Below are 19308 nucleotides of genomic sequence, written 5' to 3' on the forward strand. Positions count from 1 at the left end.
AAAATTATATATAATAATCATATGTCTATACGTTAAAATTAACTATATATTTTTACAACTCTACGATTTTAGATAAAATTAGTTGTATAATATGACTGAATTAAACAATTGGTCATGTTATTTTGACAGAAAATTCACTTAAGTTATATAGGTAATACAATTTGATTAACTTCTTTTCAAACTGTATTGTTTGAGGTTTCCATAAGATAGGAATTGATAAGATATTTCTGTTCCAAACTTATTTATACTTACAAAAAAATTAAGAAAATAGAGGGTAAACATTACCTAGAATATTAGGATCGTTTTCATTAGGAGGATTACAAAGCATGACTAAAGTTGATAAGGTTAAAGAAAAAATTATTGAAACATCTTTATATTTATTTAATACTAATGGGATAACTCGCACATCCATCCAGGATATAATGACAGCTACTGAACTACCTAAAGGATCTATTTATCGTAGATTCAAAAGTAAAGAAGAAATTGTCCTTGCTGCCTACGACAAAAGTGGTGAGATTATGTGGAGTCATTTTCATAAAGCAATGGAAAATAAAAAGACAGCAATTGATAAAATCCTTGCAATTTTCCTTGTATATCAAGATGCAGCTAATAATCCTCCTATTGCTGGAGGCTGTCCATTACTTAATAGTGCCATTGAAAGTACTGGAGTATTTCCAGAATTACAAAAAGCAGCAGCAAAAGGTTATGATGATACAGTAATGTTAATGGCTTCTCTCATAAAAGAAGGAATAGAGAAACAAGAATTTAAAGAAGATGTAGACATTATATCACTCGCTTCCTTTCTTGCATCTTCAATGGAGGGGGCTATTATGGCAAGTCGAGTATCTAACGATAATATACACCATCATTATTTTATTGAACAAATAAAACATCATCTTTTCTCCTATTCTAAATAAGTGAGAACTTGCATTGCTTTCATTTAACTTTTATAGACTTAAATTGAATAAACACCCCTCATAAACAGTATCTTCTGTTTATGAGGGGTGTTTGAATAGTTTTTAGACGATGGTTTATGTTTCTTATTGAACGGTTTCATTGTATATAATAAGTGGAATAAAAGTTCAGTTAGATAAAATTCGGTAGTCGAATTTTTTTGCATAAAGCTGTATAATGCTTGTAACGAAAGGGAAATACAGGAAGGGATTTGTAATGAGTTACTATGGAAAAAGATAAACAACAATTAAGCGTTGAAGTTGCAAGATTATATTATCAATCAGATTATAGTCAGCAAGAAATTGCTAACAAATTAAATATTTCAAGACCGACGATTTCTAGATTGTTAAAGTACGCGAAAGAAAAAGGGTTTGTTCAAATTAGCATCGCCGATCCATTTGCGGATTTAGATAACGTTGGGAATTTACTGAAAGAAAAGTACAACTTGTTAGAGGCACATGTTGTGTTTTCTCCAGTACCGGAATATGCAACGATTACAGAGTATATAAGTAAATATGCTGCTGAGTATATGGAAAAGACGGTTAAAAACGGTGATATTGTTGGTGTAAGCTGGGGAATGACGATGTATGAAATTGCTAGAAAAATCGTACCGCAACATGTAAAAGGGGTAGAGGTTGTCCAGCTAAAAGGTGGCATTAGTCATTCGAGTGTAAATACATATGCGAATGAGACGATAGCTTTATTTGCAGATGCTTTTCAAACGACGCCAAGAAATCTACCTCTTCCAGTTATATTTGATAATGCAGTGACAAAAGAATTAGTAGAGCAGGATCGACATATTCATCACATTATCGAAATGGGGAAACAAGCGAATATTGCAGTTTTCACTGTAGGAACAGTGCGAGACGAAGCGCTGTTATTCCGATTAGGTTATTTCGATAAGGATGAAACAAGTTTACTCAAAAAACAATCAGTCGGTGACATTTGTTCACGTTTCTTTGATGGAGACGGAAATATTAGTAGCGAAGAGATTAATCAGCGTACAATTGGAATTGAGTTAGAGGAACTGAAATTAAAGAAACGCTCTATTTTAGTTGCAGGTGGTAATAGAAAAATAAAAGCAATTGATGGTGCGTTACGTGGCGGGTATGCAAATGTATTAATTATCGATCAGCATACAGCAAAAGAACTGTTACATTATCAAAAAGGTTAGAAATAAAAGGAGTTCTCAAAATGTTAATTTTGAGAACTCCTTTTATTTTGTTATGTATGAATGATAGGAGTCTTTTTTGAACACAAATTGCCTTTTTAAAAATAATTATGGATATGGAGATACATACTACCATTGTTAACATAGAAAATTTGATTATATATGAAGTGTTCTTTGTTAGAATGCGCTTTATTTACTACAAGAAAATGCCTTTTAAAAAAGAATGAACAAAATTTCAAAAGTGTATTTACATTTGTTCAACTAAGAGTTAGAATGAAGTTGTTAAAAGACATGAGGAGTGAAGATAATGAACATTGCAAAGTTAATTGACCATACAATTTTAAAAGCTAATACTACTAAAGAAGATGTTATGAAAGTAATCGAAGAAGCAAAGGAATATAAATTCGCTTCTGTTTGTATTAACCCAACATGGGTAAAATTAGCGGCTGATGAACTAGCTGGACATGATGTAGACGTTTGTACGGTAATCGGTTTCCCATTAGGAGCAAGCACTACTGAAACAAAAGCATTTGAAACAAAAGATGCTATCGCAAAAGGTGCAACTGAAGTTGATATGGTAATCAACGTAGGCGCTTTAAAAGATGGTGATAACGAATTTGTTGAAAAAGACATTTATGAAGTAGTACAAGCAGCAAAAGGAAAAGCTCTTGTAAAAGTAATCATTGAAACTTGCCTATTAACAGATGAAGAGAAAGTACGTGCTTGTGAATTATCAGTAAAAGCTGGTGCTGATTTCGTAAAAACTTCAACTGGATTCTCAACTGGCGGAGCAACTGCTGAAGATATCGCATTAATGCGTAAAACAGTAGGACCAAACGTTGGTGTAAAAGCATCTGGCGGTGTTCGTACACGTGAAGATGCAGACAAAATGTTAGCTGCTGGAGCTTCTCGCGTTGGAGCAAGTGCTAGTGTTGCAATCGTATTAAATGATGCAAAAGGTGCTACAGATAACTACTAATCGATAAAAGCTTAAAGCAATAGATATACGTTTAAAGTATATCTATTGCTTTAATAATTGAAAAAAATGTAAGCGGATACGAATGGGAGGAAACGGCTTATGAAATACTTAATCGGTGTTTTTGGCCTCGTATTGATTTTAGGTATCGCTTGGCTTGCTAGTAATGATAGAAAGAAAGTCAAATATCGTCCAATCATAACGATGGTTATATTACAATTCATTTTGGGGTTTCTATTATTAAATACAAGTGTAGGGAATATATTAATTAGCGGAATAGCAGATGGTTTTGGAGAGCTATTAAAATATGCCGCTGACGGTGTGAATTTCGTATTTGGTGGATTAGTAAATCAAAAAGAGTTTTCGTTCTTTTTAAGTGTATTAATGCCAATCGTATTTATATCAGCCTTAATAGGTATTTTGCAACATATTAAAGTATTACCTATTATTGTAAAATCTATCGGTCTAGCATTAAGTAAAGTAAATGGAATGGGGAAACTAGAATCATATAACGCTGTTGCATCTGCGATTTTAGGACAATCTGAAGTATTTATTTCAGTTAAGAAACAACTAGGGTTATTGCCAGAGAAAAGAATGTATACATTATGTGCATCAGCAATGTCTACAGTTTCTATGTCTATCGTTGGATCATATATGGTGTTATTAAAACCACAATATGTTGTAACCGCTTTAGTGCTTAACTTATTCGGTGGTTTCATCATTGCTTCTATCATTAACCCATATGAAGTTACTGAGGAAGAAGATATGTTAGAAGTACAAGAAGAAGAGAAGAAGACCTTCTTTGAAGTATTAGGGGAATACATTATTGATGGATTTAAAGTTGCGATTACAGTAGCAGCTATGTTAGTCGGTTTCGTTGCTCTTATCGCATTCATTAATGCAGTATTTAAAGGTGTAATCGGTATTTCATTCCAAGAAATTCTTGGTTATGCATTTGCACCATTTGCATTTATTATGGGTGTACCTTGGCATGAAGCAGTTAATGCCGGAAATATTATGGCAACAAAATTAGTATCAAATGAATTTGTCGCTATGACAGATTTAGCACAAGGAAACTTTAATTTCTCAGATAGAACGACAGCGATTATCTCTGTATTCTTAGTTTCATTTGCAAACTTCTCTTCAATTGGGATTATTGCAGGGGCAGTTAAGAGCTTAAATGAAAAGCAAGGGAATGTAGTCGCAAGATTTGGTTTGAAATTACTATTCGGTGCAACATTAGTAAGTTTCTTATCAGCAACAATCGTTGGCTTATTATTTTAATAGATTTATATAATATAAAAAGGAATGGTGATTGTAATGAGAATGGTAGATATTATTGCAAAAAAACGTGACGGCAAAGAATTAACGACTGAAGAAATCAAATTCTTTATTAATGGATATACAGACGGAAGTATTCCTGATTATCAAGTGAGTGCGCTTGCAATGGCAATCTTCTTTAAAGATATGACAGATCGCGAACGTGCAGATTTAACGATGGCGATGGTTGAGTCTGGAGAAACGATCGACTTATCAGCAATTGAAGGAATTAAAGTAGACAAACATTCAACTGGCGGTGTTGGTGATACAACAACATTAGTATTAGGACCGTTAGTAGCTGCTTTAGATGTACCAGTAGCAAAAATGTCTGGTCGTGGTTTAGGACATACAGGCGGAACAATTGATAAATTAGAAGCGGTAGAAGGATTCCACGTTGAAATTACGAAAGAACAATTCATTGATATTGTAAACCGTGACAAAGTAGCTGTTATTGGACAAACAGGAAACTTAACACCTGCAGATAAAAAGATTTATGCATTACGCGACGTAACAGGAACTGTTAACTCAATTCCTTTAATCGCAAGTTCAATTATGAGTAAAAAAATTGCAGCTGGTGCTGACGCAATCGTACTTGATGTAAAAACAGGTGCTGGTGCATTTATGAAAACAGAAGAAGATGCAAAAGAATTAGCACATGCAATGGTACGTATCGGAAATAACGTAGGACGTCAAACAATGGCAGTTATTTCAGATATGTCACAACCTCTTGGATTTGCGATTGGTAATGCTCTAGAAGTGAAAGAAGCGATTGATACGTTAAAAGGTGAAGGTCCAGAAGATTTAACAGAATTAGTACTTGTATTAGGAAGTCAAATGGTCGTACTTGCGAAAAAAGCAAATACGTTAGAAGAAGCTCGTGAAATGCTAATTGAAGTGATGAAAAACGGAAAAGCAACTGCGAAATTTAAAGAGTTCTTAAGCAATCAAGGCGGAGATAGCTCAATTGTAGACAATCCAGAAAAAATGCCACAAGCGAAGTATGTAATTGATGTACCTGCAAAAACTTCAGGTGTTATTTCTAACATAGTTGCAGATGAGATTGGTATTGCAGCTATGTTACTTGGTGCAGGTCGTGCAACGAAGGAAGATGAAATCGATTTAGCAGTAGGATTAATGTTACGTAAAAAAGTTGGCGATGCAGTAAAAGAAGGCGAGCCGTTCGTAACAATCTACGCAAATCGTGAAAATGTAGAAGATGTAAAAGCAAAAATTTATGAGAACATCTCTATCGCTGAAACAGCAGTGGCTCCTAAATTAGTTCATACAGTTATTACTGACTAATGATCATTTCATTTACTTTGAGGGGGAAATAATATGGATAAGAAAAAATATATTGAAGAAGCAAACAAGATGTTATCGAAAGCGTATATTCCGTATTCTAAATTTCCTGTTGGCGCAGCGTTAGTTACGAAAGAAGGGAAAATCTATACTGGTTGTAATATAGAAAATGCTTCTTATGGTTTATGTAACTGTGCAGAAAGAACAGCAATATTTAAAGCAGTATCAGAAGGGGAGCGCGATTTTAGTTACTTAGTTATTACAGGAGAAACTGATGGACCGATTTCACCATGTGGTGCGTGTAGACAAGTAATTGCTGAATTCTGTGATCCGAAAATGCCTGTATTACTAACGAATGTAAAAGGTGATGAAAAAGAAGTGACTGTTGAGCAATTACTTCCAGGTGCTTTCACAATTGACGATTTAAAATAAGTTAAAAAGCCATTTTGCAATTATTAATTGCAGAATGGCTTTTTTGTTCATATTCCGTTCATAAACTTTGCGTAAAATGATTGCAGCGAATATGGAAAGTTTACAGCAGGAGGAATATAATGAAGAAATTCTATAATGCGGCATGTAGTTACTTATTGGTTTATGATTTTGCTAAAAAAGTCATTTAAATAGATAGGAGTGGAAAGTATGATAGCACTTTTATCAAGTGTCATAGCGGTTTGTATGGCTGTTGGGGTAATGTTTCTACGTTTTAAAGCAGCGAAAAAGCCGGTAACGAAAAAGAAAATTATATTACCACCAATTTTTATGAGTACAGGCGCGATGATGTACTTTTTACCAGATTTTCGATTAACATCGTTAGAAATAGTCGAGGCAATTAGTATAGGGATTATTTTCTCTATTTTTCTTATTAAAACAACTAAGTTCGAAATAAAAGGCGAACATATATTTATGAAACCGTCAAAAGCATTCATATTCATTTTAGTAGGCTTATTAGCTGTACGCGTGGCATTAAAGTCATATTTAAGCCAATCAATTGATTTGGCAGAGTTAAGCGGCATGTTTTTCTTACTAGCATTTGCGATGATTGTGTCGTGGAGAATTGCGATGTATCGCTCGTTTACTAAATTAGAAAAGACAATAAACAGAGCTGGAATTTCTATATAGGAAATCCAGCTCTGTTTATGTTTTATTGAAATTCTTTAGCGCGGAACTCATTTGCTTAATTTTAAACGTATTTGAGCATCTTGTAATGCAACTGGTGTAACGTTAAGACCATTCGAATCAACAATTTTTGTATTTAATAAAATGGAATCTAGGCTTCCACGAAATGTTTCTGTATAGTTTTGACGTAACATTTGTTGTTCTTGTTTTTCATCAACTGTTAATCCAGATGTTCTTTCTTTTTTTGATAATTCATTAATACGGAATAAAATGTTTTGCATTTGTTTTCACCTCTAGTTAGAATTAATTACATTAGTTACTTACTAATGTATAGTTATTTTAACCTATCTTTCATTAAGTGTCAACGTCTATAAAAATTTCTTTTTTGTAAGAGCATGGAGTGAAAAAGGATGTGAATAACTTAATGATACTTGAAATAGAAAAGATGTTAATATACAATACCGTAGTAGGGTATAAAATTAGTTGTTTTACATTATGAAAGAAATGAGCACAAAGGAGTATGTAATAATGAATGCAGTAATTTCAAAGAAAGAAACAATCATCTCATATACGATTGCTATTTTATTTATTTTAGCCATGGTAACAGCGGGTGTGTTATTAAATGATCCGGAAGTTATTCTGCCGGAAATAGCAGCGATGGCAATTGCTTTATGGGCGTATCGTGAGCCAGGATGGTTAAGGCAACCAGAAAAAATCTTCATTGCACCTTCAATAACAGCTGTGATTGGTTTTATGGTGAATCAAATGGATATTGCTTATTTAGGGAAAGTAAGTTTAACGCTTGTATTCATGATGCTTTTTTTACGTGTAATTCAATCCAATTTAGCACCATCTATTGCGACAGGTTTATTACCATTAGTAACAAATGCGACGGAATGGTCATTTGTTATCGCGGTATTCGCTTTAACATTTATTTTAATGGTTGGTGTTCTTATATTTAAATTGAATAACGGTATTAAGCGAAAAGTGCAAATACAGTATAAATATATGACTGTATTTCTCATACTAAATTTCGTATGGATTAGTTTATGTTGGATAACTGGTTATGAACAATTAGCAGTTATTCCACCAATATTAGTTGTTGTATATGAATCACTTCAAAAGCCGATGTACAATGAAAAAATGGCTTTTAAACAAATAGTAGTATTAACTACATCTGCAACTGTTGGAACAATATTGTACTTTGCGATTGATTCATGGATTGTAGTCACTTTATTAAATATGATATTAATGCTTATTTTATTAAAAATTGCTGGTGTACGTATTCCAGCAGTGTATGCATTTCCATTATTGCCGCTCGTATTTCCAGATGGAATGATAAAGATGTTACCAGTAGCTTCATTTGTTGCGGGAGTATTTTTATTTGGTGCAGTACTACTGTATAAAAAGTGGGAGATGAAGCAAAAGGGCATGGCAATGTAGATAGAGTAAAGATAGCTTTTAATTAGTAAAATAAATAGACACCTGTGAGTGTCTATTTATTTTATGAAAAATTTAGTTTAATTCATTTAAGTAATGAACAAGTTCCGATGCTTTAGAGAAAAATGGAGAATGATCAGCTTCTAAAGTAATAATTTTCTTGCAAGGTGTTTCTGTATTCATTCGGCGCTGAAAATCAATTGGAATCGCTCTATCTAGAGTCGTTTCAATATAAATGCGATCTATGGCTCCAAAGTTTTCTTCAGATATTTTCAGCTCTTGTTGGAAGGGTCCTAATGGTTGAGGACGCATTTGATTAAAAGATGCTTCTTTAATAGAACCGTCTTCTGTAGCATTTAAAAATGTTTGTTCAATTAGATTAGGTATAAGTTCAGCAGTCAAGTCATTTTCATTTATAGTGAATTGCGGGCCATCTTCTCCGTCTAATTTACTACCAAGACTTTCTCCATTTCGTGGTAAGAAAGCACAAAGATATACTAATTTATCGATTTTATTTGGTATAAGTTCAGCAGTTTGAGTAATAACGATTCCACCCATACTATGTCCAACAAGAATAACCTTTTCATTTTGTTGATTTATATTAGCTGTTACTGCATCAACATAGGAATCTAACGTTATATTTTGTGAAGGAGTTGTATCTTTCCCACTTCCAGGTAAGTCTAGTGTAATAACAGTGTGACCTAAAGCCTCTAGTTGAGGTTTTACTAATTCCCATGCCCATTCACCTTGCCATGCTCCATGTACTAAAATGTAAGTACTCATTTAATCAACACTCCTCTAGGGTATATAAGTTTCATCTATTTGTAATATTGATGATGTATACTCAGTGTAAATGAAGTGGTTTCATAAATATAATGAAGGTTATTTATAGATGATATAAATATATTTTATATAAGGAGAACAGAATGAATGTTTTTGATTTTAAAGTCTTTACATATGTGGCTCGTTTAAATAGTATTAGTCTGGCAGCAAAGGAATTACATATGACACAGCCAGCAATAACCCATATTATTAACAAATTAGAGAAACGATATGCTATAACGTTATTTGATCGCTCTAGACAAGGAACGATTCTAACTGAAAATGGCAAAGAATTTTTAGTTGGTGTGAATCGACTTCTAATGGAGTATGAAAAACTTGAGGAAACAGCTTTCCAGTTGAAGAATAAAAGCTTGTATAAAATTGTACTAGCTACGTATCCTTCCGTTACTGTATATTGTTTGGCGGAGTGTATTCAACTAGGGAATATTGATCATAGTCAATATGTACTTGCAGTTCGAGAAGGAAGCTATCAAGAAGTGTTAGATTGGCTATCATCAGGTAGTGCAGATTTTTCTATTTCTATAAAAGAAAATTTAATACAAGGATTTCATTATGATGTCATTGGTGAAGATCCGTATGTTATGGTGTCTTCAAAAAAAGTTCTGCCTAACCTTACTATTAATGATATAAAAAATTATCCTTTTATTATGCCACTTTCTGGTTGCAAAGAAGTGCTCGAACCGTATTTGATGAAAAATGAAATAACAGTTAATAAAGTGATGGAGTCAGAATCAATTAGTTCAGCATTAGCACTTACTATACAAGTTAATGGCATAACAATCGTTCCGTTATCAGGACTACATAAGCAAATTATTCATGACTTCATTGTACAGCCGATAGAAATTACAATTCCACGACAACTTATTATGCAATGGTCACCTAAAAAAGAGAATGACCCGCTGTTTCTCGCGTTTGTTAAGAATTTATTAGCTCAACTACAGCAAAAGAAAAAATGAATATAATATTACAAAAGATAAGCTCATTTCACTAGAGCTTATCTTTTGTATGTATTACCAATAAAGAGCAGTATCATAAAATCCGATTAAAATAAGGAGAAAACCAGCTATACGCTGAATGCTATTTCCTATTTTCCTACTCTTCTTTAGTAATGCCCCGTTTAATCCCAGATAGGAGATGAAGGACATTAATACGACGATAGGAAGCGCAGTTCCTATCGAAAAGAACGTTGGAAACAAGTACCCGTAATTAAATGATAAAGATAAAGGGATTAACGTTCCAAAAAATAGAACGAACATAGTCGGACAAAAAGCTAAGGAAAAGAAGAATCCGAGTAAAAATGAACCAACTTCATTTTGATTTCGTATAAATTTAATCGAGAAGAAATATCTTCTTTTTATAATACCTGACAACAGTAGCCCCATTAAAATTAATAGGGGTCCCATCATTTTTCGTAACCATGGAAAATACAAAGTCAATATTTGCTGAATCTCTTTTCCTAAAAACCATACTAATAGTCCAAGCGTCGTAAAAGCCATTATTTTTCCTAAAATGAATAAAAGTATATGTTTCCATACATGTCCCTTTTGTAAAGATTGGTTGCTATAAAGTGTAATAGCACTAATGTTTCCTGTTAATTGGCAAGGAGCAAGGGTACCTACTATGCCTAATAAAAACGAAAATAAAAGAGGTACAGATTTCGTAGCATTCGCGGCATCCATTAAAGGAGACATGAGTTGATAGCTCCATTCACTTATTGTTGAAAACACGTTATATTCACCCTTCTACTTAAATTGGAATGTTCCTTCATTAGCAATCTGCTTCCACGTATTACCCTCATCTGTAGAGAGGAATACATTTGATTTCATTGTAGCAAATACGATTTCGGCTGAATTTTGAGGGTTTTGTGAAATATACATAATTGCATCTTTAGAATCTAAAGGTGGAATTTGTATGTTTGTTTCTTCATTTGTAGCAATTGATTTCTTCGTTACGATTTGCTTATTAATAGGGGCGTAAATAACATCTTCATTACTTAATGTAATTGCGGTCGATTCAAGTGATTTAGCGAATAGTTCAAATGTATTTCCGTAATCTGTAGATAAGTAAACACCGTCTTTAGCACTTACCGCGACTACACTAGATTGATTCGGATGTACTGAAAAGGAATGAATCGTACTTGAAAGACCTTTTAACTTACTATTTTTCCATTCTTGTCCGTTGTTCGTACTGAAATAAAAACCTTGTTGTAATTTAGAATTAGGGCGTTCGTTGTATAAATAAATTGCTTCCGTATTATATCCGACAGCAAGGTTATGAAAATCGGATTCTCCATAAAACGCTAGCTTTTCAAGGGTATTACCGCCATCAGAACTTTTAAATAATCCTAAAGGATTTTTTAAATTTGCACCTGGTTCAGGGTGACCACTAGCAAAGAATCCGTTCTTCGTTGCCTGAAATCCCATATAATCATGTAGCTCAGTCTTAGTTTTAAACCATTTTCCATTTTGATAAACTTTTATCCCGCTATGAGTGGCGATAGAAATCCCAGACATATTTCCTGCATAACCAATTCCGTGAATGTGCTTGATTTTTCCAGATGTAATTTCTTTATAGAAGTCTTGCGGACTCGTATTTGCTGTTTCTGTATTTTTTGGTTGAGATTGCGCCGTTTCGTTCTTCACTGGTGCTGTTTCGAAGTTGCTAGAACATCCAGAAATTATTAATAAAGAAGTAATTGCTAAACCTGTTGCTACATAATGTTTCAAATTTGTAGACCCCTTTCCTATACATGAGATTTTAAGTATATGGAATAAATATCAAGAAATTGTGGAGTGATATGCATAATTTAGCGTGGAAGGGGCCCTAGTAATGAAAATTCTCCTTTTGCTATGAGTATAATTAATTGACGAAAAATTATAACAATAATAGAATGAATTGTATTGATGATTAGTTTCACAAGCATACATAGAATACTAGGGGGATTATTATGAAATCAACATTTTTTGCTCAAAATAGAGAAAGACTAACGAAAACATTACCTGATGAATCCGTTACGATTTTATTTGCGGGACAAGCACCGCATATGTCAGCTGATGCACATTATAAATTTGTACCGAATCGTAATTTTTACTACTTAACGGGAATCGATGAACCAAATGTTATCTTTATGCTGAAAAAGTTTGGGAATAGTGTAGAAGAGACACTTTTCATTGAAAAATCAGATCCAGTAATGGAAAAATGGGTTGGGAAGACAGTTTCTAGCGAAGAAGCAGAGGGAATTTCAGGTATAAAGAAAGTTTTATATTTAGATAGCTTTGAAAAAGCAGTATCAAATATACTCTTTACAGAAAATGCGAAGCATCTATATTTAGATATAGAACGTCGCGAGTGGAATGGTACGGAGACAAAAACATTAGCATTTGCTAAACATGTAAGAGAAAAATATCCACACGTAACAATTGGTAATGTATATCCGAACATTTGTGAATTACGAGTTTTTAAAACTGAGGAAGAAATTGAAATTATTAAAGAAGCGATTGCTATAACGAAAGACGGTATTTACAACGTACTTAAGCATGCAAAAGTAGACATGATGGAGTATGAATTAGAAGCTCAATTTGATTTTACACTGAAATCATCTGGCATTAAGCATCATGCGTTCAATACAATTTTGGCAAGTGGTAAAAATGCTACAGTTCTTCATTATGAAGATAATGATGCACAAATTCAAAATGGTGATTTAGTATTGCTAGATTTAGGTGCTCAAAAAGACTACTATAACGCTGATATTAGTTATACATTCCCGGCAAATGGAATATTCTCTAGTCGTCAAAAACAAATTTATAATATTGTATTAAAAGCATTAAAAGAAACAACAGAGATTATTAAGCCGGGATTAAAGTTCGCTGCATTAAATGAGCATACAAAAAAGGTACTGGCAGAAGAGTGTAAAGCAATTGGTTTAATTCAAGAAGATGAAGAGTTATCAAAATACTATTATCATGGTGTCAGCCATTTCCTTGGTTTAGATACACATGATGTAGGAACATATAAAGATAGAATGTTAGAAGAAGGTATGGTTATAACAATTGAACCTGGTCTTTATATTGAAGAAGAATCAATTGGAATTCGTATTGAAGATGACATTCTTGTAACGAAAGACGGGTATGAAAACTTGTCAAAAGATATCATTAGAGAAGTTGAAGAAATTGAAGAATTTATGAGTGTAAATAATGAACATGTAAAAGGAAACCAAGCTGTAGTTAAATAATAAAAGAGTCATCACTAATTTATTTGAACTTTATCTCGAATCGTGGACAATTAAAAAATCCATGATTCGGGATAGGGTTCTTTTCTTCGAAATACTAATCTTTAATTATTAATCCTAATAAAGTAGCAAACTGAACAGCTTGATATGTTGATACTTTACATCCTCTTAAATCGTTCACTGAAACTGTAAGTGTATCAAAGGTAGAAGAACTAATATCTATCCCCTTCAGTGATGTCTGATCAAAATTAGCTTCATCAAGACTACATAATTGGAATTCAACTTTTTTAAGTTTACAGTCAAAAAAATCTGCATTATTTAATGAAGTTTCATTAAATATAATTTTTTCTAGTTTAGAATTCCCAAATGCTGCTAAATTCAAAATTGAATTCTCAAATTTAACATTTCCTAAGCTAGATTCTGCAAAATTAACCCCGATTAATTTACTGTTTTTAAATTCGACTCTATGAACAGAAGAATTGCTTAAATTAACATTTGATAAATCGCAGTTTTCAAAACAAACATCTGTAATATCAATATTGCTAAAGTCTGTATTAGTGAATTTACAATTCTTTATCACTGCATCATACAATCGCACTCTATCTACAGATTCATTTTCGAAAGTGGAGTCTATAATTTCACACACTTCTAATGTTGGATCTTCTTCATAAAAAATATCTTGAAAATTCTTTGAAGATAACTCTGGTGAAATTTTTGGTCTATCAATTTTCATCGTATATCAATCCTCTTCTATTTGATATATTTGTGTAATTTGAGTCCATTGTCTGTAAAGAACATTAGTTCTTATTATACAAAAATCTAAGTTCTTTTGTGAAGAGCATTTTAGCTACATTTTTCTTATTTAATAATAGCAGTGTTATTGTTTCTTAAGAAATAACGTCAAAACAAATACGAGAACGGCTAATATAGTCGCTACAAGGAAAGCATTTTGTATTTCTAAAATATTCGCCTCTTGTAATGTCTCCGCTTTTAGTAATCTTCCAATTAGCTTACGTAAGATCTAATTACATCTCCTTATTTTCTTGAAAATCAACTTCTATAATGATTTTGAAAAAGAAAAAGGAGGGATTTTCCATGAAACGATTTGTATTAGCAGCCATTACAGTCTCTGTAATATTTTTAATTGCTGCCTGTTCTGTGACGACAAATACAACAAATGATCATAAAAATATGAATGATAAAAAAACACTACAGACTGAAACAGCTACAACACCATTGAAGGTTGAAAAAGGACCAGAAGTTACTTTAATAGCGAAAGAAGAAAAGCAAAAATTAAGTAACGGTGTTATTGTTCCAGTCTGGACATTTAATGGCTCATCTCCTGGTCCAGAAATTCGGGTGAAAAAAGGTGAAAAGGTGAAAGTGACATTAAAAAATGAATTATCTGTACCAGTATCCATTCATTGGCATGGATATCCTGTCCCAAATAACATGGATGGAATTCCAGGCGTGACACAAGATGCAGTTGAACCAGGAAAAAGTTTCACTTACGAATTTGAAGCGAACGTACCAGGAACGTACTGGTATCACTCGCATCAAGATTCTGTAAATCAATTAGATAGAGGTTTGTATGGAGCGCTCATTGTAGAAGATACAAAGGAAAAATATGATAAAGATTACACATTAATGTTGGATGAATGGGTTACAGATAAAGAAGAAATTAAAAAGCAGTTAAAAGAAATGACAAAAGGGCAAATAGGTAATAAATCTAAAGGTGATGAAAATACGAAAAAGAATGACGATAAGAACGGCATGGATCATTCCGGTATGGACATGGGCAGTGATCAAAAAGACTCTGGCAATATGACAGGAATGGACCATGGAAATATGAAGATGGAAGGTCATGATATGAGTATGTATGATTTATTCACAATCAATGGAAAAAGCGGTGATTTAGTAGTGCCATTGAAAGTGAATAAGGGAGATAAAGTTCGTCTTCGACTCGTTAATGCTGGTTATCTATCACATGATATACATGTTCACGGTCATGATATAAAAGTAATTGCGACAGATGGTCAACCAATAAACGATCCAAAAGTTATAAAGGATAAAGTAATTTCAATCGCACCGGGTGAACGTTATGATATTGAATTTACTGCTAATAATCCTGGGAAATGGTATGTTGAAGACCATTCAAAAAATAAAGGTGCAAAAGGAATGAAAGCTGTTATTGAGTATGATGGCAGCAAAGAGATGAAAGATAAAACAGACGAAAAAGAAAAATTACCGAAAGTAGATATAATGAAATATGGTACTAAAAAATTAGGTAGTTTCACGTTAAATCAAGAGTATACTGCCACATATAATATGGACTTAAATACGCAAATGAATGGAAATGAAATGGTATATACAATTAACGGAAAGGTATTTCCGGATATTGACCCAATTCAAGTGAAAAAGGGTGATTTAGTAAAAGTGAGATTGGTAAATCGTTCTAAAATGGATGATCACCCAATGCATTTACACGGACACTTTTTCCAGTTGTTGAGTAAAGATGGAAAACCGATAGAAGGTTCTCCAATTGTAAAAGATACATTGAACTTAAAACCGGGTGAAGAATATGAAGTAGCCTTTGTAGCAGACAATCCGGGTGAGTGGATGTTCCACTGTCACGATTTACACCATGCTTCAGCAGGGATGGTAACGGAAGTGAACTATACAGATTATAAATCTGGCTATGTTCCAAACCAAAACATTCCTAATAAGCCAGAATAATAGGAAGCAGTTATCCTATGGATAGCTGCTTATTCATTTTTGTTGCAAGTACTAATGTATATGTTGATTATGCCCAGGTGAAAGGAGCATGATTTGGAAATGTCGCGAATACGGCAACGATAATTACTACACTAATTGAAAGTAATAACAAAAAACGCTGTTGGATAAAAGTAGAAAAGTTCTCCGATAATAATTGAATCACACAGGACATAGTAATCGTTATAGTAAGTAAAAGGCTAATGAACAATATACTATGAGCTTGTTGAGCGCTTAACATTTCTGTAATCATTGCTCCCATCATACTTGCCATTAATCCAGAGAACATTCCTTCTAAAGCAGTATATAGGTGAAAACGTAGACCGATTAAGAAACCGATAAAACCACTAATTAAAATAGCAAGCAAAGTAGAATATAGTAATTCCCCCTTAAAGAGAATGCCTAAGTAAAAACCAATACTTAAACCGATACTCATACTAAAAGACATAATAAATACCATATACTCCATTAGGGTACCCTTACGTTTAGAAATATAGGATGTAATAAGAATCGAGGTACAGCAAAGTGTTAAGGTAGTTAACGTATAAGCAAACATTATGATACCTCCTTGTCCTATCGTTCATTTCATCATATGTTTATATGGAGGGTACTTATGCTTATTAATATCTGCATATTATCTGCACAATTTCATAGATGTAAGCAAAGGAACGCTTGATTTTTTAGGGCGTCTTTTTTAATTATAAGCATGTGAAAGAAATTGTTATATTATGAGTTTCTATTGTGAAGGCATAAAGAATAAGCGTATAATATTATAGGTCTCCCATTTGCGAGACAAACCGCGAATGATAAATAAGATTGTTGTTTTATCATCGCTTCTAAACATATAGACAATGAAAGTAACACTGGAATACAGATAGGGAGTTATAAAATGAAATTAATTATTGCCGAGAAACCAGATCAAGGGTTGGCTCTTGTTTCACAGTTTAAATATCGCCGGAAAGATGGATATTTAGAGGTAGAAGCGAATGAGTTATTTCCAAATGGAGCGTACTGTACATGGGCAATTGGTCATTTGACGCAGTTATGTAATCCAGAGCATTATCACGCAGAGTGGAAAAAATGGTCACTTAATACATTACCGATGATTCCAGAACGTTTTCAATTTGAAGTAACAAAGTCAAAGTATAAGCAATTTAACGTAGTGAAACAGCTGTTACATAATCCTCAGGTAACAGAAATTATTCACGCGGGCGATGCTGGGCGTGAAGGGGAACTGATTGTACGAAATATTATTAATCTTTGTAACGTGCAAAAGCCGATGAAACGTCTATGGATTTCATCTTTAACGAAGCAAGCTATTTACCAAGGATTTAAAAATCTACTTGATGAATCAGATACAATTAATACGTATTACGAAGCATACACAAGATCTTGCGCTGACTGGGTTGTTGGTATGAATGCATCACGTGTCTTTAGTATTTTGTTAAAGAAAAAAGGAATGAATGATGTATTTTCTGCTGGTCGTGTCCAAACACCAACGTTAGCATTGATTGTAAAGCGAGAGAAAGAAATTGAAAACTTTAAGTCAGAGCCTTTCTGGGAAGTGTTTGCAACCTTTAATATAGAAGGAAAGAAATATGACGGAAAATGGGAAAAGGATAATGAATCCCGCTTAAAAGACCCTGATATGGCGAATAAAATTGCGGCATTTTGCCAAGGGAAACCGGCTGTTGTGAAGGAAATGAAAACGGAGCGTAAAGAGTTTCAGCCGCCGCTTTTATTTAACTTATCATCACTGCAAGCAACGGCAAATAAAGCCTTTAAGTTTTCACCGAAAAAGACGCTTGATATAACGCAAGCACTCTATCAAAAAGGGATTGTTTCTTATCCACGTTCAGATTCTAACTATGTTACACAAGGAGAAGCAGCGACGTTCCCTGATATTTTACAGAAGTTAAGTCAGTTTGATGAATATAAAGGCTTATTACCGGCTCCGGTTGAATCCATTATGAATAACAAGCGTTATGTAAATGAAAAGAAAGTAACAGATCACTACGCAATTATTCCGACAGAGCAAGTTACAAACCCAAGCAGACTATCAGGTGATGAAAAGAAAATATACGATATGATCGTAAGAAGGCTTATTGCAGCTCATTATGAAGTTGCAATCTTTGACTATACAACGATTGTAACGCTTGTAGATGAACGTGCTGAATTCATTTCAAAAGGAAAACAGCAAATTCAAGAAGGTTGGCGTAAAGTTATTTTCCAAGACGATAAAGATGACGAAACCATTCTTCCAATTGTAGCTGAAGGCGAAGAAGGAAAAGTTGTAAAGGTGAAAGTGAAAGAAGGAAAAACACAGCCACCGAAGCGCTATACAGAAGGACAACTTATTACGTTAATGAAAACAGCTGGTAAGTATTTAGAGAATGAAGAGCTGGAGAAAGTATTAAAGAAAACAGAAGGTTTAGGTACGGAAGCGACTCGCGCAGGTATTATTACGATGCTGAAAGACCGTAAGTATATAGATGTAAAGAAAAACCAAGTGTATGCGACTGATAAAGGAAAAGTATTAATTACCGCAATTGGTGATAAAATACTAGCTTCACCGGAAATGACTGCGAAATGGGAACAACGTCTTGCGGAAATTGGTGAAGGTACAGCTTCACCAGCTACATTTATGGAACAGACGAAAAAGCTATCAGCTAAAATTATTGAAGACGCAGTGGAAATGTCTGAGAAGTGGGATTTCACGGGACTACATGTTGAATCGATTGAACGGAAAGGATCGAAATTTACAACGGGTAAAAAGGTTGGTAGCTGTAAAAAATGTGATGGTGATGTAATTGATAAGTCAACGTTTTACGGTTGTTCTAACTATAATACAACGCAATGTGATTTCACCATTTCAAAGAAGATATTAAGTAAAACAATTTCGCAAAAGAATATGACAAAGCTCTTAAAAGGTGAAAAGACTGATTTAATTAAAGGTTTTAAAAAGGGCGAGAAAACGTTTGATGCGAAATTAGAGTGGAAAGATAATAAGATTAATTTTGTATTTGAGAATTAATTTGTTAAAAGAGCATGACATAAAACTGTCATGCTCTTTTGTTTTTCTTTTATTTAAAATTTAACGATAAAAAAAATCCTTTAAATAATAATTTTTTATTGTAAAACGATAAATCTTGTATTAAAATCAAAATCATAATAAATGAGTGAGGTGCT

Annotated in this window: 17 protein-coding genes and 1 pseudogene; 12 read left to right on the top strand and 6 right to left on the bottom strand. The window is 33.4% G+C overall.

The annotated features are described in order from the left end of the window. Positions 1 to 326: 326 nt before the first annotated feature. The 7 genes from BUA87_RS00820 (at position 327) to BUA87_RS00850 (ending at position 6839) form a co-directional block, all read left to right on the top strand. Complete coding sequence (locus BUA87_RS00820) at positions 327 to 917, top strand: TetR/AcrR family transcriptional regulator (protein ID WP_000169649.1); 591 nt, start codon at positions 327 to 329, stop codon at positions 915 to 917. 263 nt (positions 918 to 1180) lie between these two features. Continuing rightward, positions 1181 to 2128 carry a sugar-binding transcriptional regulator gene (locus BUA87_RS00825; protein WP_000409787.1) on the top strand — a complete coding sequence of 316 codons (948 nt, stop codon included), beginning with the start codon at positions 1181 to 1183 and terminating at the stop codon, positions 2126 to 2128. A 304-nt stretch (positions 2129 to 2432) separates the two neighbouring features. Further along, positions 2433 to 3104, top strand: a complete 672-nt coding sequence (gene deoC / locus BUA87_RS00830; RefSeq protein WP_071714436.1) for a deoxyribose-phosphate aldolase — start codon at positions 2433 to 2435, stop codon at positions 3102 to 3104. Positions 3105 to 3203: 99 nt separating this feature from the next. Beyond that, on the top strand, positions 3204 to 4385 hold the full coding sequence (locus BUA87_RS00835) for a NupC/NupG family nucleoside CNT transporter (RefSeq protein WP_000876188.1): 1182 nt from the start codon (positions 3204 to 3206) through the stop codon (positions 4383 to 4385). 36 nt (positions 4386 to 4421) lie between these two features. After that, positions 4422 to 5723 (top strand): pyrimidine-nucleoside phosphorylase, encoded by a 1302-nt coding sequence (locus tag BUA87_RS00840; protein ID WP_002093946.1) that lies wholly within the window; start codon positions 4422 to 4424, stop codon positions 5721 to 5723. A 33-nt stretch (positions 5724 to 5756) separates the two neighbouring features. After that, the gene (locus BUA87_RS00845) at positions 5757 to 6152 is read left to right on the top strand and encodes a cytidine deaminase (RefSeq protein WP_000358533.1); all 396 of its coding nucleotides are present in this window, start codon (positions 5757 to 5759) and stop codon (positions 6150 to 6152) included. A 207-nt stretch (positions 6153 to 6359) separates the two neighbouring features. Then, on the top strand, positions 6360 to 6839 hold the full coding sequence (locus tag BUA87_RS00850; protein WP_000561069.1) for a CcdC family protein: 480 nt from the start codon (positions 6360 to 6362) through the stop codon (positions 6837 to 6839). Between the two features lie 47 nt (positions 6840 to 6886). Here the strand turns inward: BUA87_RS00850 and BUA87_RS00855 are convergent, their stop codons facing one another. Then, positions 6887 to 7117: a DUF896 domain-containing protein gene (locus BUA87_RS00855; RefSeq protein ID WP_001179618.1), complete on the bottom strand. Its 231-nt coding sequence runs from the start codon at positions 7115 to 7117 to the stop codon at positions 6887 to 6889. 247 nt (positions 7118 to 7364) lie between these two features. Here BUA87_RS00855 and BUA87_RS00860 point away from each other — a divergent pair, with 247 nt between their 5' ends. Further along, the gene (locus BUA87_RS00860; RefSeq protein WP_000994723.1) at positions 7365 to 8279 is read left to right on the top strand and encodes a membrane protein; all 915 of its coding nucleotides are present in this window, start codon (positions 7365 to 7367) and stop codon (positions 8277 to 8279) included. A 72-nt stretch (positions 8280 to 8351) separates the two neighbouring features. On the opposite strand, the gene BUA87_RS00865 is transcribed toward BUA87_RS00860, so the two are convergent. Continuing rightward, positions 8352 to 9059: an alpha/beta fold hydrolase gene (locus BUA87_RS00865; RefSeq protein WP_000109165.1), complete on the bottom strand. Its 708-nt coding sequence runs from the start codon at positions 9057 to 9059 to the stop codon at positions 8352 to 8354. Between the two features lie 143 nt (positions 9060 to 9202). On the opposite strand from BUA87_RS00865, the gene BUA87_RS00870 reads away from it, so the two are divergent. Next, complete coding sequence (locus BUA87_RS00870) at positions 9203 to 10075, top strand: LysR family transcriptional regulator (protein ID WP_001100327.1); 873 nt, start codon at positions 9203 to 9205, stop codon at positions 10073 to 10075. 54 nt (positions 10076 to 10129) lie between these two features. Here the strand turns inward: BUA87_RS00870 and BUA87_RS00875 are convergent, their stop codons facing one another. Both BUA87_RS00875 and BUA87_RS00880 read right to left on the bottom strand, forming a co-directional pair. Then, the gene (locus BUA87_RS00875) at positions 10130 to 10846 is read right to left on the bottom strand and encodes an urease accessory protein UreH domain-containing protein (RefSeq protein ID WP_219993459.1); all 717 of its coding nucleotides are present in this window, start codon (positions 10844 to 10846) and stop codon (positions 10130 to 10132) included. A gap of 15 nt (positions 10847 to 10861) precedes the next feature. Further along, on the bottom strand, positions 10862 to 11845 hold the full coding sequence (locus tag BUA87_RS00880; RefSeq protein WP_072938201.1) for a F510_1955 family glycosylhydrolase: 984 nt from the start codon (positions 11843 to 11845) through the stop codon (positions 10862 to 10864). A gap of 221 nt (positions 11846 to 12066) precedes the next feature. Between BUA87_RS00880 and BUA87_RS00885 the strand changes: the two genes are divergently transcribed. Next, entirely contained in the window at positions 12067 to 13350 is a 1284-nt protein-coding gene (locus BUA87_RS00885; protein ID WP_061660351.1) for an aminopeptidase P family protein, read from the top strand. A 94-nt stretch (positions 13351 to 13444) separates the two neighbouring features. Here the strand turns inward: BUA87_RS00885 and BUA87_RS00890 are convergent, their stop codons facing one another. Further along, complete coding sequence (locus tag BUA87_RS00890; RefSeq protein ID WP_000687268.1) at positions 13445 to 14080, bottom strand: pentapeptide repeat-containing protein; 636 nt, start codon at positions 14078 to 14080, stop codon at positions 13445 to 13447. 362 nt (positions 14081 to 14442) lie between these two features. Between BUA87_RS00890 and BUA87_RS00895 the strand changes: the two genes are divergently transcribed. Next, the gene (locus BUA87_RS00895) at positions 14443 to 16083 is read left to right on the top strand and encodes a multicopper oxidase family protein (protein ID WP_071714434.1); all 1641 of its coding nucleotides are present in this window, start codon (positions 14443 to 14445) and stop codon (positions 16081 to 16083) included. Between the two features lie 51 nt (positions 16084 to 16134). On the opposite strand, the pseudogene BUA87_RS00900 reads toward BUA87_RS00895, so the two are convergent. Next, positions 16135 to 16675, bottom strand: a pseudogene (locus BUA87_RS00900) (hypothetical protein). Between the two features lie 333 nt (positions 16676 to 17008). Here BUA87_RS00900 and topB point away from each other — a divergent pair. Next, complete coding sequence (gene topB, locus BUA87_RS00910; protein ID WP_000766771.1) at positions 17009 to 19153, top strand: DNA topoisomerase III; 2145 nt, start codon at positions 17009 to 17011, stop codon at positions 19151 to 19153. The last annotated feature ends 155 nt before the right edge of the window (positions 19154 to 19308 follow it).

It is taken from the genome of Bacillus sp. bc15 (genome assembly GCF_900142585.1).
GTDB classification, from domain to species: Bacteria; Bacillota; Bacilli; order Bacillales; family Bacillaceae_G; genus Bacillus_A; species Bacillus_A cereus.

Bases quoted from the DNA above. Each gene is read 5' to 3' on its own strand.
- BUA87_RS00850 (WP_000561069.1), top strand. From the start codon at position 6,360: ATGATAGCACTTTTATCAAGTGTCATAGCGGTTTGTATGGCTGTTGGG.
- BUA87_RS00855 (WP_001179618.1), bottom strand. From the start codon at position 7,117: ATGCAAAACATTTTATTCCGTATTAATGAATTATCAAAAAAAGAAAGA.
- BUA87_RS00885 (WP_061660351.1), top strand. From the start codon at position 12,067: ATGAAATCAACATTTTTTGCTCAAAATAGAGAAAGACTAACGAAAACA.
- BUA87_RS00840 (WP_002093946.1), top strand. From the start codon at position 4,422: ATGAGAATGGTAGATATTATTGCAAAAAAACGTGACGGCAAAGAATTA.
- BUA87_RS00870 (WP_001100327.1), top strand. From the start codon at position 9,203: ATGAATGTTTTTGATTTTAAAGTCTTTACATATGTGGCTCGTTTAAAT.
- BUA87_RS00835 (WP_000876188.1), top strand. From the start codon at position 3,204: ATGAAATACTTAATCGGTGTTTTTGGCCTCGTATTGATTTTAGGTATC.
- BUA87_RS00825 (WP_000409787.1), top strand. From the start codon at position 1,181: ATGGAAAAAGATAAACAACAATTAAGCGTTGAAGTTGCAAGATTATAT.
- BUA87_RS00895 (WP_071714434.1), top strand. From the start codon at position 14,443: ATGAAACGATTTGTATTAGCAGCCATTACAGTCTCTGTAATATTTTTA.
- BUA87_RS00890 (WP_000687268.1), bottom strand. From the start codon at position 14,080: ATGAAAATTGATAGACCAAAAATTTCACCAGAGTTATCTTCAAAGAAT.
- BUA87_RS00860 (WP_000994723.1), top strand. From the start codon at position 7,365: ATGAATGCAGTAATTTCAAAGAAAGAAACAATCATCTCATATACGATT.
- BUA87_RS00845 (WP_000358533.1), top strand. From the start codon at position 5,757: ATGGATAAGAAAAAATATATTGAAGAAGCAAACAAGATGTTATCGAAA.
- deoC (WP_071714436.1), top strand. From the start codon at position 2,433: ATGAACATTGCAAAGTTAATTGACCATACAATTTTAAAAGCTAATACT.
- BUA87_RS00865 (WP_000109165.1), bottom strand. From the start codon at position 9,059: ATGAGTACTTACATTTTAGTACATGGAGCATGGCAAGGTGAATGGGCA.
- BUA87_RS00820 (WP_000169649.1), top strand. From the start codon at position 327: ATGACTAAAGTTGATAAGGTTAAAGAAAAAATTATTGAAACATCTTTA.
- topB (WP_000766771.1), top strand. From the start codon at position 17,009: ATGAAATTAATTATTGCCGAGAAACCAGATCAAGGGTTGGCTCTTGTT.